Raw genomic sequence first — 21,780 nt, 5'->3', positions numbered from 1 at the left:
CGGGGCCGTCGGCGAGGTGGTGGGGATGGGTCGTACCGCCGTGCCGCGCGGCTGTCGGCACGGGGATACGACACCTCGTCGAGGCTCCTGGTGCGTCCGTCCCAGCCGTGACCGAGGGTCCGCCTGATGCGGGTACGACGCAGAGTGAACGTGTCCCACGTGTGATTTCCCCCTCGCTGCCCGCCGTGAAACTGTCGGGTGCGGGATGCTGTAGATAACGTTCGTTCACCTCCCCGGCACACAGGTACGGGGGACGCATCTGGAGGCACTGATGGGTGTGACCGGTCCGATCCGCGTGGTGGTCGCCAAGCCGGGTCTCGACGGCCACGATCGCGGCGCGAAGGTGATCGCGCGTGCGCTGCGGGACGCCGGTATGGAGGTCATCTACACCGGGCTGCACCAGACGCCGGAGCAGATCGTCGACACCGCGATCCAGGAGGACGCGGACGCGATCGGTCTGTCGATCCTGTCGGGTGCGCACAACACGCTGTTCGCGAAGGTCATCGAGCTGCTGAAGGAGCGGGACGCGGAGGACATCCTGGTCTTCGGCGGGGGCATCATCCCCGAGGCGGACATCCCGCCGCTGAAGGAGAAGGGCGTGGCCGAGATCTTCACCCCGGGGGCGACGACGGCGTCGATCGTCGACTGGGTGAACGCGAACGTCCGCCACCCCGCCGACGCGGCCTGACCCCCGGGCCGCGCACGCGGCCTGACCCCCGGGCCGCGCACGCGGCCTGACGCCCGGGCCGCGCATGTGGCCTGACGCCTGGGCCGCCCGCGCGGCTTGACCCCAGGCCCCGACGAGGGCGTGTGATCCCCGGTTCCCCGCACGTGGCCTGATCCCAGGCCCCGCTCACGCGGCCTGCCTCCACCGCCACCGCCACCGCCGGGGCCGGACCCCGGCGGCACCGCAGGTCTCCCGGCGCCGGTCCGAGGCTCCGCGGTGCCGGGAACGGCCCCGGAAACCGCCCCGTCGGGCGCGGGCAGCCGCCGGGCGCGACGGGACACGTCCGCACCCGGCGGCCGTACGGCACCGTGCGACCGCGAAACGTGCATGTCCCGCGGGCGGGATTTTCCCCAGCCTGTTCGCCCGCCGCTCCGCGACGGACCGGTCTCGTGGCCGGTCATCGCCGTGGCGGTGGCTCCAAGCCGCGGAGGCGGCGCCGGGGCGGATGCTCCGAGGGGGCAGGCCCTTGCGGTGCGGGTCAGGGGCCGGGCGGCCGAGGAGAGGGCTGCGCCAGTTCCGACACCTTCTGCGGTTCCGAGACCTTCTGCGGTTCCGACCGCTCCGACAGCTCGGCGTGCATGGCCCCCCTCAGACGCAGCGTGGCGACGAGGCGGCGGAACGCCTCCGACCAGTAGCCGCCGGCACCCGGCGAGGCGCCGTCCGGTTCGTCGGGCACCGCCGTCAGCGGTTCGAGCCGGTCCGCCTCCGCCGGGTCCAGACACCGCTCGGCGAGTCCCATCACCCCACTGAAGCTCCACGGGTAGCTGCCCGCGTCCCGCGCGATGTCGAGCGCGTCGACCACCGCACGCGCCAGCGGGCCCGACCACGGCACCGTGCAGGCACCGAGCATCTGGAACGCCTCCGACAGGCCGTGCGCCGCGATGAACCGCGCCACCCACAGGGCGCGTTCCGCGTCCGGCAGCGTCGACAGCAGCGACGGCCGCGCCCCGGTGGGGGCGAGCGGCGCCGGCGCGGACCCCAGGAGGGCCCGGGACCATTCGGCGTTCCGCTGCCGGACCGCCGCCCGGCACCACGCGGCGTGCAGTTCCTCGCGCCAGTCGTCCGCGACGGGAAGCGCGACGACCTGTTCGGCGGTGCGGCCGCCGAACCTGTCCGTCCAGACCGCCAGCGGTGCCGCCTCCACCAGTTGGCTCAGCCACCACGAGCGGCGGCCGCGGCCGGCGGGCGGGTTCGGTTCGACACCGTCGCTCCGCATGGCCGCGTCGCACTCGTGCGGCGCCTCCACGGCGATCGTCGCCCCGGCGCCGGTGTGGTCCAGGCCGACGCAGGTGGCGGCCCGCCGCGCCATACGGCCGGCCAGCGCCGACCCGGGGAGTGCCGAGAGCAGCTCCGCCGCCGTGGCCCGCACGTTGCGGCTGCGGTCGGTCAGGGCACGTTCGAGGAACGGCTCGTCCTCCGGCGACAGCCCCCTCCTCAGCACGTCAAGGAACATCAGCCGGTCCTCGGCCCGCTCGGCCTCCCACGTGGAGTCCAGCAGGGCGCGCGCCACCGCGGCATCGCGGGTCCGCAGGGCCTCCAGCAGGGCCACCCGTTCCGCGAAGAGACCCTCCTCCCACAGCTGCCGTATCCGTCCGCTGTCGGCCGGGTCGGGCAGTGCAGGCCCGCCGTGCGGTCCGCGCAGCGCGAACCGCCACTCGTCGTTGAGCCGGGCCAGCCACAGGCCCCGCGGCCCGGCGAACGCCAGCACCTGCTGCCTCAGGTCCGTACGGGCCCGTGCCGCGTCCAGCAACGCGGGCAGCAGGGCGGCGGGCGCCCGGTAGCCGTGCCGGTTCGCGGCGGCCAACCACTGCGGCAGCAGCTCGGTGAGGTCCGGCGCCGCGCCCCGGCGACCGGCGCCGTGGCCCGCGCCGGTCCGGTCGGCTAGCAGCTGCGCGAGCCGCCTGCGCGCCGCGTCGGGCAGCGGCGGCCGTCCGTCGCCGGGTGCGGGCTCCGGCAGCGGCACGGCGGCCGCGGGGCGCAGCCCGGCCCGCCGCCGTACGGTCGCCAGCGCGGCCGCGTCGAGCAGCGCCTCGGGCGCCTCCTGCCCGTCGGCGGCGACGCCGGGGCCCGGCGGCCGGCGTTCGGTGCCGAGCAGCGCCGACGTCACGAGGTCTTCCCACGGGGTCGCGGTCATCTCTACTCCAGGGGGTCGAGGGGAGGTCGGAGAAAGGTCAGAGAGACGGGACGGCGGTGACAGCGGGCCCGCGGCGCCCGCGGGGCGGCTGCTGCTGCGGGGTCGTGCGGGGGTGCGGTGGCTGGAGGGTGCGGGTCCGGGGGTCGCCTGGGGGTGTGGTGCTGGGGGACGGGGGGCTTGCGGTGGTGCTGGGGGTCGGGGGTCCTGGGGTGTGGTGCTGCTGCGGGTCCGGGGGTTCGTCCGGGGGCGTGGTGCTAGGGGTCGGGGGTTGTGCGGGGGTGTGGTGCTGCTGCGGGTCCGGCATTCGTCCGGGGCGTGGTGCTGCGGGCCAGGGGCCGTGATGGGTGCGGTGCTGCGGTGTCCGAGGGGTGGCTGCTGCATCTGCGGCTGTTTGTGGCGTGCAGGGGCTGGGGTATCGCCGGCTTCTGTGGGGTGCTTGGGGTTGCGATATGGCGGGCTTTCTGCGGTGTCCATGGGGCCGCGGCACGGCCCGGCTTCATGCGCTGGGCGCGGGGCCGCGGCACCCCTGGGCTTCTGCGGTCCCCAGGCCGGGCATCCTCGCCTTCGCGGTGTCCCCGGTGGGGCGCTGCCCTTCGGTCCGGCGCCCACCGCGCCCCTCCGGGAGGCAACGCGCCCCTCCGGTAGCGGCGGTCGAGTGCGCCTGCTGCGGCCCGCGCCGCCGTGCAGGGCCGTGCGCGGGGGCGTCATGTGAGGGCGACCGGCCCCGGGGCGTCGGGGCCCCAGGCGGCCAGGGGCGTGAACCCGCGGTGGCCGCACTCGCCGAACACCGTGACCGGTGCTCCTCCGGACAGCGCCGCCAGCCGCCACAACCCCTGCCGGGACACCGCGGCGCGGCTCAGGGGCAGGGCCGCGGCGCCGTCCGCGTCCGCCAACTGCCAGCCGCCCCCGCCCGTCGGGGCGGGTATGGCGTCCCGCAGGGTCACGGGCCAGGAGTCGAGCCACGGATCCTGCCGCAGGGCCAGGCCGTACGCGTCCAGCGCGTCCCCCGCCGTCCCTCCCGGCGGAGGCGCCTCCGCCGGGGCGGGCGCCGCGAACTGCCGCCCCAGCTCCCCCCGCAGCCGACCGGATCCTGGATACGGCGTGACCTCCGCGTCCAGGACCGCACCGACCGGAAGCGCCAACTCCGGTGCCCTGCCCGCCGCCCCGAAGGACAGCAGCAGGGCCGTGCGCCCCGACCCCTCGCCGTACAGCCATATGCGGCGCGTCGTCAGCCGGCCGTCCGACGTGTCGTACTGGCAGAGGACCAGCCATCGGTCCCGCACGGCCGGGCCCTCGGCCCGTACCGGAAGGCCCACGCGCGTGCGCACCGTCGCGGCCAGGGGGTCCGGCAGCCGGTCCACGGTCAGCCACGCCCGGTCCAGGAGGTGCGTCAACGCGCTCTCCTCCAGCAGCCGCACCGGCCAACCCGGCCCGGAGCCCGGTATCACGGCCAGTTCCCGCGCCCGGCCCGCGAGACCGGGGGCCTGCGCGTCCACCATCCGGCGGGCCGTCTCCTCCCACAGCTCCGCCCCCGCGTGCTCTGCCGACGACAGTCCTTCCCGCAGCAGGTCGGACAGCCGCTGCTGCAACTCCTCGACCCCCGCGGTGACCCGGGCCGCGCGGGCAGCCGCACGCCGCTGCGCCGCCCGCACGTCCGACGGCCCGCGCACGCCGGTGCCTTCCGCCCCGCCCGCACCGGCCGCTGCCGTGCCGCCCGCCGTGCCCGGCCCCGCGTGCAGGCCCTCAAGCCACCGCGCCGCCCAGTCCGGTAAGGCCGCACCGGACGGCAAGGCCGACGGGTCGGCGGCCCACAGCAGCAGGAGCCCCCGCACATGCCGGCACGGCGACCTGCGGCTCGGGCAACTGCACCGGTACGCGCGGCCGTCCGAGCAGGCCACCGTCCGGTACGGCGCGCCGCCGCCGTCCTCGCACACGCCCCAGACGACCCCCGCACTGCTGCATCCCGCCCCCGACCACGCCTCAGCCGTCCCCAGCCCGCTGCCCGCCCTGCCTGCCGCGGCGTCAGGAGCCGGGACCGGCGCCTGATCCGCCGTCCGGCGCACCCCCTGCTGATTCATGCCTCCGACCGTAGGACCCGCCACTGACAATCGGGCCGGCCGGGCCGGGGCCGGACCCGGCCGCACGCCGGGTGACGTGCGGCAACGGCCCGTTGTCAGTGGCGTGGTGCACGGTGGATCGCAGACCGGTCGAACCACGCGAACGATCTGGAGGGGGAATCCATGACCATGCCCGGAACCACCGAGAGGCCCGCCCCGCGGACCGGGGCCGAGGTCCTGCCCGACGGCACGGCCCTGCGGCCGCACGCCGAGGACGCGTTCGCCCACGAGCTCGCCGCGCTGGCCGCCGCCGACGACCGGCCCCGCCCGGAGCGCTGGCGGCTGTCGCCCTGGGCCGTCGCCACGTACCTGCTCGGCGGCGCCCTGCCCGACGGCACGGTGATCACTCCCAAGTACGTCGGGCCGCGCCGCATCGTCGAAGTCGCGGTCGCCACCCTCGCCACCGACCGGGCGCTGCTCCTCCTCGGCGTGCCCGGCACCGCGAAGACCTGGGTCTCCGAGCACCTCGCGGCGGCGGTCAGCGGAGACTCCACCCTCCTCGTCCAAGGCACCGCGGGAACACCGGAGGAGGCCATCCGCTACGGCTGGGACTACGCCCGGCTCCTCGCCCACGGCCCCAGCCGCGACGCCCTCGTGCCCAGCCCCGTCATGCGCGCCATGGCCCACGGCATGACCGCCCGCGTGGAGGAGCTCACCCGCATCCCCGCCGACATCCAGGACACCCTCATCACCGTCCTGTCCGAGAAGACGCTGCCCATCCCGGAGCTCGGTGAGGAAGTGCAGGCGGTCCGCGGCTTCAACCTGATCGCCACCGCCAACGACCGCGACCGCGGTGTCCACGAGCTGTCGAGCGCGCTGCGCCGCCGCTTCAACACCGTCGTGCTGCCCCTGCCCGAGACGGCCGAAGCCGAGGTGGAGATCGTCACACGGCGCGTCGAGCAGCTGGGGCGCTCCCTCGACCTGCCCGCCGCCCCCGACGCGAGCGACGAGATCCGTCGCGTCGTCACCGTCTTCCGCGAACTGCGCGACGGCGTCACCGCCGACGGCCGCACCAGGCTCAAGTCGCCGTCGGGCACGCTCTCCACCGCCGAGGCCATCTCCGTGGTCACCGGCGGGCTCGCCCTGGCGGGCCACTTCGGGGACGGCGTGCTGCGCCCCGCGGACGTGGCCGCGGGCGTCCTCGGAGCCGTCGTCCGCGACCCGGCCGCCGACCGCGCCGTCTGGCAGGAGTACCTGGAGACCGTCGTGCGGGAGCGGGACGGCTGGAAGGACTTCTACCGCGCCTGCCGGGAGGTGTCGGCATGACGGCGACGACGGCACGCGACCGCGCGGCGGGCGGCCCGCTGCTGCTGGGAGTGCGCCACCACGGGCCCGGATCCGCCCGCGCCGTGCGGGCGGCGCTGGACGCGGCGAGGCCGCGCGCGGTGCTCGTCGAAGGACCGCCCGAAGGGGACGCCCTCGTGAGGCTCGCCGCCGACGAGGACATGCGCCCCCGGTCGCGCTGCTGGCCCACGCCGCGGACGACCCGGGCAAGGCCGCCTTCTGGCCCCTCGCCGCCTTCTCACCCGAGTGGGTCGCCATCCGGTGGGCCCTCGGCCACGGCGCAGCCGTCCGCTTCGTCGACCTGCCCGCCGCCCACACCCTCGCCATGATGGGCGACCCCACCTGGGACGAGGAGGACGAGGAGGGCGACGCGGAGGGCGGTGACGGCGCCGAGGCCGCCGCCCGGCGGCCCGTCCCGCGCACCGACCCGCTGGCCGCCCTCGCGGAGGCCGCCGGGCACGACGACCCCGAGCGGTGGTGGGAGGACGTCGTCGAACACCGCGCCCCGGGCGACGGCTCCCCGGCCGGGGCCCTACCGGACGGCTCCGGCGCCGCCGCCCCCGGTGCCGCCGACCCCTTCGCGCCGTTCGCGGCCGTCGCCGAGGCCATGGGCGCCCTGCGCGACACCCCCGGCGGCCCCGCCACCGGCACGGGCCGTGACGCCGTCCGCGAGGCCCATATGCGGCTGCGGATCCGAGCCGCCCGCAAGGAGTACGGGGACGCCATCGCCGTGGTCTGCGGTGCCTGGCACGTCCCCGCCCTGGACACCGGGGCCACCACCGCGACCGCCGACCGGGCCCTCCTCAAGGGGCTCCCCAAGGTGAGGACCGACATCACGTGGGTCCCGTGGAGCCACCGCAGGCTCGCCCGCCGCTCCGGCTACGGCGCGGGGATCACCTCGCCCGGCTGGTACGCCCACCTGTTCCACGCCGCGGACCGGCCCCTCGAACGGTGGATGACGAAGGTCGCGCATCTGCTCCGCGCCGAAGACCACCCCGTGTCCTCCGCCCACGTCATCGAGGCCGTCCGGCTCGCCCGGACGCTCGCAGCCGTGCGGGGGCGCCCCGCCGCCGGACAGGCCGAGACGACCGACGCCGTGCGGGCCGTGATGTGTGACGGCTCCGACGTGCCCCTCGCCCTCGTCCGCGACCGGCTGGTCGTCGGGGACGTGCTCGGCGAGGTGCCGGACGCCGCCCCCGCCGTACCGCTGCAGCGCGACCTGGCCCGGCTCCAGCGGAGCCTGCGGCTCAAGCCCGCCGCGCCGGAACGGGAACTCGACCTGGACCTGCGCAAGGAGACCGACGCCGCCCGCAGCCGTCTGCTGCACCGGCTCCGTCTCCTCGGCGTCGACTGGGGCGTGCCCGCCGGGGACCGCGGCGGGACGGGCACGTTCCGGGAGGGCTGGCGGCTGCGCTGGGAACCGGAACTGCACCCACGGGTCGCCGAAGCGGGCATCTGGGGCACCACCGTGCTCGCCGCCGCCACCGCGAAGGCCCGGGCGCAGGCCGCCTCGGCGCGGTCCCTCACCGACGTCACCACCCTCGCCGAGCACTGCCTGCTGGCCGGCCTGCCCGAGGCGCTGCCCCGCGTGATGCGGTCCCTCGCCGACCTGGCCGCCCTCGACGCGGACATCGGCCGCCTCGCCCGCGCCCTGCCCGCACTCGCCCGCGCCCTGCGGTACGGGGACGTCCGCTCGACGGACACCGCAGCGCTCGCCGAGGTCGCCACCGGACTCGCCCTGCGGGTCTGCGTCGGCCTGCCACCCGCCTGCACCGGCCTCGACGCGGACGGCGCCGCCGAGATGCGCGGCCACCTCGACGCCGTACACGCCGCGATCAGGCTCCTCCCGGACATCCGCGGCCTCCGCACCCGGTGGGGCGCCGCCCTGCGCGGGCTCACCGCGCGGGACCGCGTCCCCGGGTCCCTGCGCGGGCGGGCGACCCGCCTCCTCCTCGACGGCGGGCGGCTTCCCGAGGACGACGCCGCCCGCCTCATGGCCCTCGCCCTGTCCCCCGGAGCGCGACCCGCCGACGCGGCCGCGTGGATCGAGGGCTTCCTCGGCGCGGCCACCGGCAGGGAAGCACGTCAGGACCGGTCAGGCGGCCTCCTCCTGGTCCACGACGAGCGGCTCCTGCGGCTCGTCGACAGCTGGCTCGCGGGCGTGCCCGCGGACGCGTTCACGGACGTGCTGCCGCTGCTGCGCCGTACGTTCTCGACGTACGACACCGGGGTGCGGCGCACCCTGGGCGAGCTGGTGCGGCGCGGCCCGTCAGCCGGGGGCGGCCGCCCCGCGCTCCGCGAGGACGGCGCACCGGAGTTCGGGGCGGGGCTGGACGAGGCCCGCGCCGACGGGGTGCTGCCGGTGCTGCGCCTGCTGCTCGGCAGCGGACACGACCACAGGGAACCCGTGGGGGCGGGCCGATGACCACGACGCACGGCATGAGCGCGGACGACGAGCGGCTGCGGCGCTGGCGCCTGGTCCTCGGCGGCGGCGAGGCCGACGGCACGGAACGCGCGCTCACCGGCACGGACACCGCCGTGGACGACGCCCTGACCGCCCTGTACGGCGGAGCGGCCGGCGGGGGCGGCGAGCGGCCGGGACGCGGGCCGCGCTCCGCGGGGCTCGGCGGCTCGGCGCCGTCCGTCGCCCGCTGGCTCGGGGACATCCGCGCCTACTTCCCGCGGTCCGTCGTCCAGGTGATGCAGCGCGACGCGATCGACCGGCTCGGCCTCGCGGCACTGCTGACGGAGCCCGACGTGCTGGAGTCCGTCGAGCCGGACATCCACCTCGTGGGCACGCTGCTCTCCCTCGCCCACGCCCTGCCGGAGACCACGCGGGAGACCGCGCGGGCCGTCGTCCGCACGGTCGTGGACGACCTGGAGCAGCGGCTGTCGGCGCGCACGCGCGCCACCCTGACGGGCGCCCTCGACCGCAGCGCCCGCACCGCCCGCCCGCGGCACGGGGACATCGACTGGAACCGGACCATCCGCGCCAACCTCGGGAACTACCTGCCGGACCACCGCACCGTCGTGCCGGAGCGGCTGATCGGGCACGCGCGAGCCGCGCCAGCCGTGCGGAAGGAGGTCGTGCTGTGCGTCGACCAGTCGGGCTCGATGGCGGCGTCCCTCGTGTACGCGTCCGTGTTCGGGGCGGTGCTCGCGTCCATGCGGTCGCTGTCGACCCGGCTGGTCGTCTTCGACACGTCCGTCGCCGACCTGACGGACCGGCTCCACGACCCGGTCGACCTGCTCTTCGGCACCCGGCTCGGCGGCGGCACCGACATCAACCGGGCGCTCGCCCACTGCCAGTCGCGCATCACCCGGCCCAGTGACACGGTCGTGGTGCTCATCAGCGACCTGTACGAGGGCGGGATGCGCGACGAGATGCTGAAGCGGGTGGCGTCGATGACGGCCTCCGGGGTGCAGGTGGTGGCACTGCTCGCCCTCTCCGACGACGGCGCTCCGTCGTACGACCGGGAGCACGCCGCCGCACTGGCCGCGCTGGGCGTCCCGGCCTTCGCCTGCACCCCGGACCGGTTCCCGGAGGTGATGGCCGCGGCCCTGGAACGCCGGCCGATACCGGTTCCCGAAGCCGCGTGACGCCCCGGGCGGGGAAGGGCGTGCCGGGACCCTCCGCAGGCCGCGCGGGGTGAAGGGCCGCCCTCGACGGCACGGAACCACTGCCCCACACGTTGCCGCTGGGGCTGGGGCTGGGGCTGGGGCTGGGGCCGTCGGCCTTGCCTCCGCGCGCCCCAGCGCCTCCTCACGCCGTCGGCGTCCCCGGCACCACCGGAGAAGCCCCGGCGCCTCCCTGTACCTCCCCGCCCTCGGCGCCCCGGCCTCACCGGCCTCACAGGCCTCACCGGAGCCGCCGAGCCTCCCCGCCCCGTCGGCGCCCCCGGCACCACCGGCGGCCGCGCCCCCGCGCCCCCGCGTCCCTGGCAACCGATGCCGCGCCCCCGGCGCCCCGACACCACCAGCGCCCACGGCGCGCCCCGCGCCCCCGGCACCACCAGCGCCCCGGCACCCCCCACCCCCGCACCACCAGCGCCACGGCGCGCCCCCCGTACCCACGGCGCGCCCCCGCGCCCCCGTTCCGCCGCAGTGAACACCGCGAGCCCCCGACGCTCCGATCCGCCGTCGGGATCACCGCGGCTCCACGGCGGGTCCACCCGCCGCCGCGTGGTGTCGGGGCGCGGTGTGCCGTGAGAGCCGTCACGCCGGGAGCTCCCGCCGGGGGCCGGTTCTGGTACGAAATCCGTAGCGGCGGGCGGCCTCACACCAGGTGGGGCCGCCCGTTTGAGGTGACTGTGCGATTCCCTGCTGTGACAGGTATCACCACACCGGTGTGATCTGTGATTTAGGGACCCACGTCGTCCGGGGATAACCTGCGGGACGGACATGCCGCGTCACACGGACACCGTGTACGCCCTCCCTCAGTGACAGAGCAGTCACGTTGCCCTCCGCCCGCACCCCGGGCGCGCGGCACGCCCACGCATGAAATCGAACCGCGATCACCAGAAAAGGGACGGACGCGCGTGGACCTGTTCGAGTACCAGGCGAGGGACCTCTTCGCCAAGCACGGTGTACCGGTGCTGGCCGGTGAAGTCATCGACACGCCTGAGGCGGCGCGCGAGGCCACCGAGCGTCTGGGCGGCAAGTCGGTCGTCAAGGCGCAGGTGAAGGTCGGCGGCCGCGGCAAGGCCGGCGGCGTCAAGCTGGCGGCCACCCCGGACGAGGCCGTCGCGCGTGCGACGGACATCCTCGGCATGGACATCAAGGGCCACACGGTCCACAAGGTGATGATCGCCGAGACCGCTCCGGAGATCCTTGAGGAGTACTACGTCTCCTACCTCCTCGACCGTACGAACCGCACCTTCCTGGCCATGGCCTCGGTCGCGGGCGGCATGGACATCGAGGAGGTCGCCGCCACGACCCCCGAGAAGCTCGCCAAGGTCCCGGTCGACGCCAACGAGGGCGTGAGCATCGAGAAGGCCCGCGAGATCGTCGCGCAGGCGCAGTTCCCGGCCGAGGTCGCCGAGCAGGTCGCCGAGGTCATGGTCACCCTGTGGAAGACCTTCGTCGCCGAGGACGCGCTCCTCGTCGAGGTCAACCCGCTCGCCAAGGTCGCCTCCGGGGACGTCATCGCCCTCGACGGCAAGGTGTCCCTGGACGAGAACGCGGACTTCCGCCAGCCCGAGCACGAGGCGCTCGTCGACAAGGCGGCGGCCAACCCGCTGGAGGCCGCGGCCAAGGCCAAGAACCTCAACTACGTCAAGCTGGACGGCGAGGTCGGCATCATCGGCAACGGCGCCGGCCTGGTCATGTCGACCCTGGACGTCGTCGCGTACGCCGGTGAGGCGCACGGCGGCGTGAAGCCCGCCAACTTCCTGGACATCGGCGGCGGCGCTTCCGCCGAGGTCATGGCCAACGGCCTGGAGATCATCCTGGGCGACCCGGACGTCAAGTCCGTCTTCGTCAACGTCTTCGGCGGCATCACCGCCTGCGACGAGGTCGCCAACGGCATCGTGCAGGCCCTGGAACTGCTCAAGTCCAAGGGTGAGGACGTCACCAAGCCCCTGGTCGTGCGCCTCGACGGCAACAACGCGGAGCTGGGTCGCAAGATCCTGTCGGACGCGAACCACCCGCTCGTGCAGCGCGTGGACACCATGGACGGCGCGGCCGACAAGGCCGCCGAGCTCGCGGCTGCGAAGTAATAGGGACGAGGTCACAGACACACCATGGCTATCTTCCTCAACAAGGACAGCAAGGTCATCGTCCAGGGCATGACCGGCGCCACCGGCATGAAGCACACCAAGCTCATGCTGGGTGACGGCACCAACATCGTCGGTGGCGTGAACCCGCGCAAGGCCGGCACGTCCGTCGACTTCGACGGCACCGAGGTGCCCGTCTTCGGCTCGGTCGCCGAGGCGATGGAGAAGACCGGCGCCAACGTCTCCGTCCTCTTCGTGCCGCCGGCCTTCGCCAAGGCCGCCGTCGTCGAGGCCATCGACGCCGAGATCCCGCTCGCGGTCGTCATCACCGAGGGCATCGCGGTCCACGACTCCGCCGCCTTCTGGGCGTACGCGAAGGCCAAGGGCAACAAGACCCGCATCATCGGCCCGAACTGCCCCGGCCTGATCACGCCGGGCGCGTCGAACGCCGGCATCATCCCGGGCGACATCACCAAGCCCGGCAAGATCGGTCTGGTGTCGAAGTCCGGCACGCTGACGTACCAGATGATGTACGAGCTGCGGGACATCGGCTTCTCGTCCTGCGTCGGCATCGGCGGCGACCCGGTCATCGGCACCACCCACATCGACGCCCTGGAGGCCTTCGAGGCCGACCCGGAGACCGAGCTGATCGTCATGATCGGTGAGATCGGCGGTGACGCCGAGGAGCGTGCGGCCGACTTCATCAAGGCCCACGTCACCAAGCCGGTCGTCGGCTACGTCGCGGGCTTCACCGCCCCCGAGGGCAAGACCATGGGCCACGCGGGCGCCATCGTCTCCGGCTCCTCCGGCACCGCGCAGGCGAAGAAGGAGGCCCTGGAGGCCGCGGGCGTCAAGGTCGGCAAGACGCCGACCGAGACGGCCAAGCTGGCGCGCGAGATCCTTGAGGGTCGCGCCTGAGGCTCCGCCTGAGCCGCTGTCCGTACGGATCCGTACGACGTGTGGGCCCGCTCCCGGTGACGACCGGGGGCGGGCCCGCCCGCGTTCTGGGGCGGCGCACCGTCCACGGGCCCACGGGCGGGAGCCCGGCGGGATGCGGCCCGCGGCGGCCTCCCGCCTCCCGGGCGGCCTGCCCTCTCGGTCGCCTGCGCCTGCGCCCGGCGGTCGGTCGGCAGCCCTGAGGCGGTCGCCCGCGGTGCAGGGCTTGCTTCCCCGGCCACCCGCGCCCGTTCGCGCCCGCGCGCCGGGCGGCGCGTCGGGCGGGGGAGGTGAAGGGTGTGGCCACCGGGCCGGACCCGGGTCGGCGGCCGCCTGCTCCGTCGCGTACGGGCACAGGCGGCCGCGCGGTCACCGGGCGTCGGGTACGAGGCGGGGCGGGCCGGTCACGGACTCCTCGCCGAGCCGCGCGCGCAGCTTCCGGTCCGCGGAGGTCAACTGCGGCGGGCCGCCCAGGGCGGCGGTACCCCGGCCACGGCCTCGCCGGGCGCGATCGCCGGTTCGTAGTGGGTGGGCGCGGTCGCCAGGGTGAAGGCGGTCGCCGCGGCGATCAGCGCGGTCATCGCCGCGGTGCCGCGCACCCACCCCCGCACCCGCCGCTCGCTGCCCGAGCGGACGGCGGCAGGCGGGGCCAAGGGAGGCGTCGGCCCGCCGGTGAGCAGGGCGGCGAGCCGTTCCCGTACCTGCTCCGCCGAGGCGAGTTCGGGCAGCAGCTCCGCGAGGGCCTCGCGGGCGTGCATCAGCCGGTGGCCCGCGGCGGGCGTGCTGGCCTCGGTCTCCGCCGCGGTGTCCGGGAGGCCGAGGCGCAGCCCGTCGAAGAGCAGCAGGGTGCGGCGGTACGGGGCGGGCAGCGCGAGCAGGGCGGTGCGGAGTCTGCGGTCGTCCCCCTGGTCCGGCGGTTGCGCCGCCCGGGTGAGGCCGGGCCGCAGCCGGTGCCAGGGCGACAGCGCGTAGTCGTGCGTCGCCGCCCGTACCCAGCCTGCGGGGTCGCGGTCCACCGCGACCTCGGGCCACCGCTCCCATGCCTGGTGGAACGCCCGTTCCACGGCCTCGCGCGCCAGCTGCCGCCGCCCGGTCAGCAGGTACGCCTGCCGGGCGAGGGGCGGGGCGACGTGCGCGTACAACCTGTCGAATGCCTCGACGGGCCCGGCGGGCGCTGCGGGGGTCGCGGACGCCCCGGACACCGCGGGAGGCGCGGACCGTACAAGGTGGGCGGAAAAGTACATAACCGTATCTTGAGCGACACAACGGGCATACGCCTGTTACATGGCTACAGCGCGTGTCGTTGGCAGCATGCTTCCGTGACCGAGTTGACGCGCGACCCGTCCGCCCCGACACCGCCGCCGACCTCCACGACGCCGGCCGTCCCCGCGTCGCCGCCCCCCGCCCCGCCGACCTCCACGACGCCGGGCACCGCCGCGTCGCCGCCCCCCGCGTCTGCCGGTGCCATGCCGGCCGGTGCCATGCGGGCCGCCCCCGCGCCGACCGCCCCCGCGCCGACCGCCCCCGCGTCAGCGCCCTCCGCGTCGCCGCCTTCCGCGTCAGCGCCCTCCGCGTCGGCGGCGCCGCCGCCGTCCCAGCCGTCCGCACCGCCCCCTTCCACGGCTGCGGCAGCACCCGGCCCCGGGTCCCGGCCGTCCCCGACCGCGCCTCCGCCGCAGCCGCCCATGGCACCCCGCCCTGCGCCCGCTCCGTCGCCCCCGTCGTCTGCGGCGTCGTCCGTGGTGTACGGGGGCAGCGCCCCCGCCGCGGTCGCCGTGTGCCTGGCGCGCGGGGTGATCGCAGCGGGGCTCGGGCTGGGGGCGCTGGCCGTCCTGGTGATCGTCGCGTGGATCAGCTCCCCGTACCCGGACAGCGGCCCCGGCGGTGCCCTGCGCGTGGCGGCGGCGCTGTGGCTGCTGGCGCACGGGACGGAGCTGGTCCGGCCCGACACCCTGACCGGGGCTCCGGCTCCGGTCGGACTCGTGCCGCTGCTGCTGTCGGTCCTGCCGGTGTGGCTGGTGTACCGGACGTCGAGGGACGCGCTGGACCCGGGTGACGCTCGGGCCCGGCCGTCCTCGTCCGGCGTCGTGGCCGCCGTGACGGTGGGCTACCTGCTGGTCGCGGTCGGCGCGGTGGCCTACGCCAGGGACGGGGCGCCGGCCGCCACCGCGGTGAGCGCGGCGCTGCACGTGCCGTGGGTGGTGCTGCTCGCGGCGGCCGCCGGCGCGTGGAGCGCCTGCGGACGCCCCCTGGGGCCGCTGCCCGGGTGGCTGCCGCAGTGGGTGCGGTGCGCTCCCGCGCGGTCGCGTTCCCTGGTGGCGGCGCGGGCGGCGGGCGGCGCGCTCGCGGCCCTGCTGGGGAGGCGCGCTCGTGGTCGCCGTCGCGGTGGGCTGGCACGCCGGGGCCGCACGGGCGTCGCTCATGGGGCTGTCCGGCGAGTGGGGCGGCCGGATGGCGGTCCTGGCGCTGGTCGTGGCACTGCTGCCGAACGCCGCGGTGTGGGGGCGGCGTACGGGCTGGGCCCCGGTTTCCTGGTGGGTACGGGGGCTGCGGTGTCCCCGCTGGCCGTGAGCGGCGACGCGGCCGTACCGGACTTCCCGCTGCTCGCCGCCGTACCGGACGGGGCGGCGCGCGGCGACTGGCTGACGTGGTCCGCCGCGGTGGTGCCGGTGGCCGCGGGTCTGGTCCTGGCCTGGCGCACGGCGGGTGCGGCGGCGCCCCCGCCGGCGCGGAGGGACGAAGCCTGGGGGCGCCGAGCGCCCACAGGTCGGAGGCGGGCTGGGTCGCCGCCGCGTACCCGTTCGGGCGCCAGGAAGTCGATGGAGCCGACGAGTTCGCCGGTGCGGGTGATGGTGGAGTCGCCTTCGATGGCGGCGATCCCGGGAAGTCGGTCGGGGCAGCACCCGCTCCGGTCCCGGGCGAGCAGGACGTTGCCCGGCTTGACGTCCCGCAGCACCCCGGCCGCGTGGGCGGCGCTGAGGGCGCCGAGCACGTGCAGGCCGATGTATGGCCTCCCGGTCGATGCGTCCGCTGTCGGCCGCCTTCACCGCGTCGGCGAGCGACTGGCCGTCCACGTACTGCATGACGATCCACGGGCGGTCGTCGTACTCCAGCACGTCGTGGACGGTGACGACCGAGGGGTGGCTGATACGGGCGGCGGCCCGCGCCTCCTTCTGGGTGCGGGCGTGCAGGACCGTGCGGTCGGCCTCGGAGACGTACCGTCCCGCCGTCAGTTCCTTGACGGCGACGGTGGTGGAGTACTCGTCATGGGCCCGCCACACCCTGCCCATGCCCCGCGGCGTCTCTCCCTCAGCCGGTACCGACCGTAGGAGCACCAGCCCAGCGCCCATGCCCTGGTGTGTTCCACGTGTCCGCTCGGCCCGCCCGCTGCTTCGGAGCAAGGTTACGGAGGGTGTGCGACGGGCGGAACAGCGGGGCGGCCACGGAGACCTACCCGTGACGCACTCTCCCCTGTTGCACAGGTTTCGACGGCGGGTCGGCCACGCAGAGTGACCGCTGTGGAGGCGGCGCGAACGTCTCCGACGGTGCGCCCGGGCGCCCGGCCGACTCCGTTCCCGACTGCCCGGCCGACTCCCTTCCCGGGTGCGCCATGAGCCCGAGGTGGGTGCTGGGCCGGACGGGTCGGGGAGCGTCGGTGCAGTCGGCGGCGGGGGCCGGACCGGTGGCCGCGGCCGGTGGGGGCCAGTACCGCTGCCGTGCCAGGTCATCAGCCCGGGGTGCTCAACGCCGGGCTGGCGCGGGCTCCACCGGCCGCCGGGCGCCTTCGAGCCGCCCTCGTCCTGGCCGTCGTCGTTCCCTTCGCCCTCTCCGGAGTGGTGGCGCGGCTGCCAGGGCTGGTCGGGCCTGCCCTCCGGCGGCGGCGCGAACGGGTTGCTGTCGTCGGTGGACTGGCGTTCCCGCGGCAGGAGGTGGGTGGCCGTGCGGCGGCGTCGGTCCGGCATGTGGTGAACGTCTTCCCCTCAGACCCCGGGCAACGGGCGCCCGCGGATCTTGTGTTGTCGTGTCCGTCCGTCGTCCGGACGGCTCCCGCCCCAGACGCTACCGCCCTGGTCCGCCCCCGTCCCGTGGGGGAGGGACGCCGTGCCGGTATCGTTGCTGACGGTCGGCTCCTTCGTAGAGTTCCCCGTATCCGAGGGGGCGACGCGTTCGTACGACCACACAAAGCCGAACGGAACAGCGAAAAGAGTCCCCCCGTGGCTGCCGCCGCCCCCGCCCGCCTCGTCGTCCTGGTCTCCGGATCGGGGACGAACCTCCAGGCGCTGCTCGACGCCGTCGCCGCCGACCCCGCCGGATTCGGTTCCGCCGTCGAGGTCGTCGCCGTGGGCGCCGACCGCACCGGCATCGCCGGCCTGGAGCGGGCCGAGCGCGCGGGGCTGCCGACGTTCGTGTGCCGGGTGAAGGACTACGGCAGCCGGGACGCGTGGGACAGGGCGCTCGCCGAGGCGACCGCCGCGTACGCGCCCGACCTCGTCGTCTCCGCCGGCTTCATGAAGATCGTCGGGAAGGAGTTCCTGGCGCGCTTCGGGGGACGGACGATCAACACGCATCCCGCTCTCCTGCCCAGTTTTCCCGGTGCCCACGGGGTGCGGGACGCACTCGCGTACGGCGCGAAGGTCACCGGATGCACTGTCCACTTCGTCGACGACGGCGTCGACACCGGCCCGATCATCGCCCAGGGGGTGGTCGAGGTGCGGGACACGGACGACGAAGCCGCTCTCCATGAGCGCATCAAGGAAGTCGAGCGCAGGCTGCTCGTCGAGGTCGTGGGGCGTCTGGCCCGACACGGCTACCGCATTGAGGGACGAAAGGTTCATGTCGGTGAATAAGCCCATCCGTCGCGCGTTGATCAGCGTCTACGACAAGACGGGTCTGGAGGAGCTGGCCCGCGGGCTGCACGAGGCGGGCGTCGAGCTGGTCTCCACGGGCTCCACGGCCGCCCGGATCGCGGCGGCCGACGTGCCGGTCACCAAGGTCGAGGAGCTGACGGGCTTCCCCGAGTGCCTGGACGGCCGCGTCAAGACCCTGCACCCGCGCGTCCACGCCGGCATCCTCGCGGACCTGCGCCTGGACGCGCACCGCGAGCAGCTCGCCGAGCTCGGCGTGGAGCCCTTCGACCTGGTCGTCGTGAACCTCTACCCCTTCGAGGCGACCGTCGCGTCCGGCGCGGGCCCCGACGAGTGCGTGGAGCAGATCGACATCGGCGGCCCGTCCATGGTCCGCGCCGCCGCCAAGAACCACCCGTCCGTCGCCGTGGTGACGTCCCCGGCGCGGTACGGCGACGTGCTCGCCGCGGTCGCGGGCGGCGGCTTCGACCTGGCGGCCCGCAAGCGGCTGGCCGCGGAGGCGTTCCAGCACACCGCCGCCTACGACGTGGCCGTGGCCTCGTGGTTCGCCTCCTCGTACGCCCCGGCCGACACGGCGTCCGACAGCGGCTCCGCCGCGGGGCTCTTCCCGGACTTCGCGGCCTGTACGTACACCCGCAAGAACGTGCTGCGCTACGGCGAGAACCCGCACCAGGGCGCCGCGCTCTACGTCGACGGCAAGGGCGGCCTCGCCGAGGCGGAGCAGCTGCACGGCAAGGAGATGTCCTTCAACAACTACACGGACACGGAGGCCGCGCGCCGCGCCGCGTACGACCACGCCGAGCCGTGCGTGGCGATCATCAAGCACGCCAACCCGTGCGGTATCGCGGTCGGCGCGGACGTGGCCGAGGCCCACCGCAAGGCCCACGCCTGCGACCCGCTGTCCGCGTTCGGCGGGGTGATCGCCGTCAACCGCCCGGTGTCCGTGGCCATGGCCGAGCAGGTCGCCGACATCTTCACCGAGGTCATCGTCGCGCCCGGCTACGAGGACGGCGCCGTCGAGGTCCTGGCACGCAAGAAGAACATCCGCGTGCTGCGCTGCCCTGACGCCCCGTCCGCCGCCGTCGAGCTGAAGCCCATCGACGGCGGCGCGCTGCTCCAGGTCACCGACCGGCTGCAGGCCGACGGCGACGACCCGGCCACCTGGACCCTCGCCGCGGGCGAGGCCCTGCCGGAGGCGGAGCTCGCCGAGCTGGCGTTCGCCTGGAGGGCCTGCCGGGCCGTGAAGTCCAACGCGATCCTGCTCGCCAAGGACGGTGCCAGCGTGGGCGTCGGCATGGGGCAGGTCAACCGTGTTGACTCCGCCAAGCTGGCCGTCGAGCGGGCCGGCGAGGAGCGGGCGCGCGGGGCGTACGCCGCGTCGGACGCCTTCTTCCCCTTCCCCGACGGCCTGGAGATCCTGACGGCGGCCGGCGTGAAGGCCGTCGTGCAGCCGGGTGGTTCGGTCCGCGACGAGCAGGTCGTCGAGGCCGCCGAGAAGGCGGGCGTCACGATGTACTTCACCTGCACCCGCCACTTCTTCCACTGACGCCTGACGTCTGATGTCTTCCCGGTCGAGGTGACCGTACGGCGCCGGAGCCCCTCCCCCGTGAGGCCTCCGGCGCCGTCGCGTCTCATCTCACGGAAGGGTCAGCACTTGACCGTCTTCTTGTAGTAGCCGGGCGCCTTGATCCGGAAGTGGTAGGGCTTGGCCCCCTTCGGCAGCGTCACGCACGGGCTGTCCTTGTGGAAGGCCGCGACGACCTTCACCTTGACCGATCCCTTGCACCGGTTGATCACCTGCGCGACCTGGTCGGCCGGCTGCGTGTACACGTTCGTCTTGACGCAGGTCCCGACGTTCTTCCCGACGGCCTGGGCCGGCGCGGCGAGGCCGAAGAGGCCCACGCCGAGGGCCGCGGTCGTCGAGGCGACGCCCATGAGGGTCTTGCGCATGCTGCTCCTTATGCCTGGTGGCTGTGCGTTGCGCGGCCGGTGTCCCGCCGCGCCACCAGTGGGCCACAAAGCGGCCCCGCCGCAGGGCGGTTTGCGGCCCATACGGGTCACCCACGCCGCTGACCTGCGGTGGGGGAGGACGGGGCGGGACCTCGTGGGTCGCCTCGGTACGCTGGGAGCCGACTCCGGGCCGACCATCCGGAGCGGTGCCACAGTGCGTGGGGGGACACATGACGCCGTGGAAACGACTGCCCGCAGGGCTCGGCGCCGACGAGCGCAGGCTCGTCGGCGGGATGCGCGCCCTCAAGGACCGCAGCGGCCTGGGGCTGGCGGCGCTCGCGTCGCGCACCGGTTTCAGCAGGTCCTCCTGGGAGCGCTACCTGAACGGCAGACAGCTCCCGCCGCCGGAGGCCCTGCGGGAGTTGGCCCGGCTGTGCGGCACCGACGCGGACGCGGACCGGCTGCTCGCCCTGCGGCTGCTGGCCGTGGAGGCCCGTGAGGCGGCGGCTCGTACGGACACGGAGCCCGGCCCGGCTCCGGATGCGGGCGCGGACGGGTCGGGAGGGCCGGCCGGCACGGGGGCGGCGGCCAGGCCTCCGCTCCGCCCGCCGGCGGGTCCGGGAGGCCGGGGAAGGCGGGCCGCGCGGTGCCGGGAAGGGCACGGCTGATCGCGGGCGGCGCCGTGGTGCTCTCGGGGCTGGTCGGGGTCGCCGTGCTGCTCCTGGTACGGGGGCTGCCGGGGGACGGGACGGGCGCCGAGGCGCGCCAGAAGACCCGGGTGGCGGCGTCCCCGTACGTGTTCGAGCGGGGGCGCACCTACGACTGCGACGTCCGCCGCGAGGACGGGCGGCTGTACGCGGGGCACAGCGACACCTTGACCGCGCTGCTGGAGCAGATCGGCACGAGCTGGGACGTGGCGGAGGCGCAGTGCCTGCTGAACCACCACGGGTACGACGTGGGGGCGGTGGACGGCGTGTACGGCCGGGCGACGGAGAAGGCCGTGAAACGGCTCCAGGACGACGCGGGGCTGGTGGTGGACGGCGTCGTGGGGGAGCACACCTGGAAGGTCCTGCGCCGGTGACTCCTCCCGGTGCGTCCGGAGCGTCGCGTGAGTGGCGTGTCCTGGCGCGTGAGCTGCGGGCCCTGAAGGACCGTTCGGGGCTGAGCATGGCGGCCCTGGCCGCCCGTACGACCGCCAGCAAGTCGTCGTGGCAGCGCTACCTCAGCGGGGCCCTGCCGCCGCCCCGGGAACTCGTGCGCGAGCTGTGCGTCCTCTCCGACGAGCCGCCCGGCCGCCTGCTGGCCCTCTGGGACCTGGCCGACCTGGGCCGCCGCCACGCGACCGAGTCCGAGCCCGAGTCCGAGGCGGAGCCGGAATCTGCCCGGGAGGCGGAATCCGAGCCGGAACCCCGGCAGGACCCCGGGGGCGGACCCCGGCACGGCCCCGTGGGTGAACGCCGGCAGGAGGGGCGGTCTCCGGCGCGGGCGCGGCGGTGGGGCGTTGCCGTCGGGGTGGTCGCCGCGGTGCTCGGAGGCGTGGGGGCCGCGGTGGGAACCGGGCCCGTGTGGCCGCCGGGGCCCGGCGAGCGCGCCGCGGTGGGCGGTTGCAGCGGGGCCGGCTGCGAGGGGCTCGGGTCCTATGCGCAGGGGTGCGGGACGACCGCCGCCCGGCCGCGCACGGTCGTGGAGCGGCGGGTGGTGGGCGGCCGCATGGTGTCCGTCCGGCACAGCGCGGCGTGCGAGGCGACCTGGGCCCGGGTGTGGCTCGCCGACATCGGTGACCGGTTGGAGGTCCACGCGCCGGACGGCCGGCTCCAACGGGCGGAGATCGGCGACAAGTACGACGCCGAGGGCTACTTCTCGACGCCCATGCTGGGCGGCGGCCCCGACGGTGTGCGCGCGTGTGTCGTCCTGGCGCGGACCGGCGACCGGCACTGCGTCGGCGGCTGAGGCCCGGTCCCGCCTGTGCGGGGCCTGGTCGGCTGCATGGCAGGGCCCGGGTCCGCGGGGTCACCGATCGGTCCGGTGAGGGGCGCGGACCCGAGCCCCGGGG

Annotated in this window: 15 protein-coding genes and 3 pseudogenes; 12 read left to right on the top strand and 6 right to left on the bottom strand. The window is 75.5% G+C overall.

The window, feature by feature from the left end; all coding sequences use genetic code 11:
- Window positions 1-271 precede the first annotated feature (271 nt).
- Window positions 272-688, top strand: coding sequence for a cobalamin B12-binding domain-containing protein (locus L6E17_RS09940; protein WP_236240362.1), 417 nt, complete (start codon window positions 272-274; stop codon window positions 686-688).
- Between the two features lie 517 nt (window positions 689-1,205).
- On the opposite strand, the gene L6E17_RS09935 is transcribed toward L6E17_RS09940, so the two are convergent.
- Window positions 1,206-2,861, bottom strand: coding sequence for a DUF5691 domain-containing protein (locus L6E17_RS09935; protein WP_236240361.1), 1,656 nt, complete (start codon window positions 2,859-2,861; stop codon window positions 1,206-1,208).
- Between the two features lie 704 nt (window positions 2,862-3,565).
- Window positions 3,566-4,939 (bottom strand): SWIM zinc finger family protein, encoded by a 1,374-nt coding sequence (locus L6E17_RS09930; protein ID WP_236240360.1) that lies wholly within the window; start codon window positions 4,937-4,939, stop codon window positions 3,566-3,568.
- A gap of 168 nt (window positions 4,940-5,107) precedes the next feature.
- Here L6E17_RS09930 and L6E17_RS09925 point away from each other — a divergent pair, with 168 nt between their 5' ends.
- From L6E17_RS09925 to sucD, 5 genes and pseudogenes are all read left to right on the top strand, one after another.
- Entirely contained in the window at window positions 5,108-6,244 is a 1,137-nt protein-coding gene (locus L6E17_RS09925) for an AAA family ATPase (protein WP_374109031.1), read from the top strand.
- Window positions 6,241-8,687 (top strand): annotated as a pseudogene (locus tag L6E17_RS09920) (DUF5682 family protein). Before L6E17_RS09925 ends, L6E17_RS09920 begins: the two are co-directional and overlap by 4 nt.
- A complete protein-coding gene (locus L6E17_RS09915; protein ID WP_236240358.1) occupies window positions 8,684-9,862 on the top strand; it encodes a VWA domain-containing protein in 1,179 nt (392 codons plus the stop codon). The pseudogene L6E17_RS09920 and the gene L6E17_RS09915 overlap by 4 nt, the downstream one beginning before the upstream one ends.
- A 938-nt stretch (window positions 9,863-10,800) precedes the next feature.
- Complete coding sequence (gene sucC, locus L6E17_RS09910) at window positions 10,801-11,979, top strand: ADP-forming succinate--CoA ligase subunit beta (protein WP_236240357.1); 1,179 nt, start codon at window positions 10,801-10,803, stop codon at window positions 11,977-11,979.
- Window positions 11,980-12,003: 24 nt separating this feature from the next.
- On the top strand, window positions 12,004-12,894 hold the full coding sequence (gene sucD, locus L6E17_RS09905; protein WP_236240356.1) for a succinate--CoA ligase subunit alpha: 891 nt from the start codon (window positions 12,004-12,006) through the stop codon (window positions 12,892-12,894).
- Window positions 12,895-13,364: 470 nt separating this feature from the next.
- Here sucD and L6E17_RS09900 read toward each other — a convergent pair whose 3' ends face one another.
- Entirely contained in the window at window positions 13,365-14,156 is a 792-nt protein-coding gene (locus L6E17_RS09900) for an RNA polymerase sigma factor (RefSeq protein ID WP_236240355.1), read from the bottom strand.
- Between the two features lie 44 nt (window positions 14,157-14,200).
- Complete coding sequence (locus L6E17_RS09895; RefSeq protein ID WP_236240354.1) at window positions 14,201-14,533, bottom strand: hypothetical protein; 333 nt, start codon at window positions 14,531-14,533, stop codon at window positions 14,201-14,203.
- 64 nt (window positions 14,534-14,597) lie between these two features.
- On the opposite strand from L6E17_RS09895, the pseudogene L6E17_RS09890 reads away from it, so the two are divergent.
- Window positions 14,598-15,602: pseudogene (locus L6E17_RS09890) on the top strand (DUF6350 family protein); the annotation flags it as partial.
- 390 nt (window positions 15,603-15,992) lie between these two features.
- Here L6E17_RS09890 and L6E17_RS31405 read toward each other — a convergent pair.
- A pseudogene (locus tag L6E17_RS31405) lies at window positions 15,993-16,202 on the bottom strand (serine/threonine protein kinase); the annotation flags it as partial.
- A 924-nt stretch (window positions 16,203-17,126) separates the two neighbouring features.
- Between L6E17_RS31405 and purN the strand changes: the two are divergent.
- Both purN and purH read left to right on the top strand, forming a co-directional pair.
- Window positions 17,127-17,759, top strand: coding sequence for a phosphoribosylglycinamide formyltransferase (gene purN / locus L6E17_RS09880; RefSeq protein ID WP_236240353.1), 633 nt, complete (start codon window positions 17,127-17,129; stop codon window positions 17,757-17,759).
- The gene (purH, locus tag L6E17_RS09875) at window positions 17,746-19,323 is read left to right on the top strand and encodes a bifunctional phosphoribosylaminoimidazolecarboxamide formyltransferase/IMP cyclohydrolase (protein ID WP_236240352.1); all 1,578 of its coding nucleotides are present in this window, start codon (window positions 17,746-17,748) and stop codon (window positions 19,321-19,323) included. The genes purN and purH overlap by 14 nt, the downstream gene beginning before the upstream one ends.
- Before the next feature lie 101 nt (window positions 19,324-19,424).
- Here purH and L6E17_RS09870 read toward each other — a convergent pair whose 3' ends face one another.
- Window positions 19,425-19,727: a hypothetical protein gene (locus L6E17_RS09870; RefSeq protein ID WP_236240351.1), complete on the bottom strand. Its 303-nt coding sequence runs from the start codon at window positions 19,725-19,727 to the stop codon at window positions 19,425-19,427.
- Between the two features lie 230 nt (window positions 19,728-19,957).
- Here L6E17_RS09870 and L6E17_RS09865 point away from each other — a divergent pair, with 230 nt between their 5' ends.
- From L6E17_RS09865 to L6E17_RS09855, 3 genes are read left to right on the top strand one after another with little or no spacing between them, the layout of a single operon-like run.
- On the top strand, window positions 19,958-20,395 hold the full coding sequence (locus tag L6E17_RS09865; RefSeq protein ID WP_236240350.1) for a helix-turn-helix transcriptional regulator: 438 nt from the start codon (window positions 19,958-19,960) through the stop codon (window positions 20,393-20,395).
- Window positions 20,374-20,808 (top strand): peptidoglycan-binding protein, encoded by a 435-nt coding sequence (locus L6E17_RS30910; RefSeq protein WP_236240349.1) that lies wholly within the window; start codon window positions 20,374-20,376, stop codon window positions 20,806-20,808. Before L6E17_RS09865 ends, L6E17_RS30910 begins: the two co-directional genes overlap by 22 nt.
- Window positions 20,805-21,677: an XRE family transcriptional regulator gene (locus tag L6E17_RS09855; protein WP_236240348.1), complete on the top strand. Its 873-nt coding sequence runs from the start codon at window positions 20,805-20,807 to the stop codon at window positions 21,675-21,677. The genes L6E17_RS30910 and L6E17_RS09855 overlap by 4 nt, the downstream gene beginning before the upstream one ends.
- Window positions 21,678-21,780: the final 103 nt, after the last annotated feature.

This window comes from Streptomyces sp. CC228A (assembly GCF_021390935.1).
Classification (GTDB): Bacteria; Actinomycetota; Actinomycetes; order Streptomycetales; family Streptomycetaceae; genus Streptomyces.
This window is presented reverse-complemented; position numbering and strand designations above follow the sequence as displayed.

Coding starts and splice junctions, on each gene's coding strand:
- L6E17_RS09940 (WP_236240362.1), top strand. CDS start 272: ATGGGTGTGACCGGTCCGATCCGCGTGGTGGTCGCCAAGCCGGGTCTC.
- L6E17_RS09935 (WP_236240361.1), bottom strand. CDS start 2,861: ATGACCGCGACCCCGTGGGAAGACCTCGTGACGTCGGCGCTGCTCGGC.
- L6E17_RS09930 (WP_236240360.1), bottom strand. CDS start 4,939: ATGAATCAGCAGGGGGTGCGCCGGACGGCGGATCAGGCGCCGGTCCCG.
- L6E17_RS09925 (WP_374109031.1), top strand. CDS start 5,108: ATGCCCGGAACCACCGAGAGGCCCGCCCCGCGGACCGGGGCCGAGGTC.
- L6E17_RS09915 (WP_236240358.1), top strand. CDS start 8,684: ATGACCACGACGCACGGCATGAGCGCGGACGACGAGCGGCTGCGGCGC.
- sucD (WP_236240356.1), top strand. CDS start 12,004: ATGGCTATCTTCCTCAACAAGGACAGCAAGGTCATCGTCCAGGGCATG.
- L6E17_RS09900 (WP_236240355.1), bottom strand. CDS start 14,156: ATGTACTTTTCCGCCCACCTTGTACGGTCCGCGCCTCCCGCGGTGTCC.
- purH (WP_236240352.1), top strand. CDS start 17,746: ATGTCGGTGAATAAGCCCATCCGTCGCGCGTTGATCAGCGTCTACGAC.
- L6E17_RS09870 (WP_236240351.1), bottom strand. CDS start 19,727: ATGCGCAAGACCCTCATGGGCGTCGCCTCGACGACCGCGGCCCTCGGC.
- L6E17_RS09865 (WP_236240350.1), top strand. CDS start 19,958: ATGACGCCGTGGAAACGACTGCCCGCAGGGCTCGGCGCCGACGAGCGC.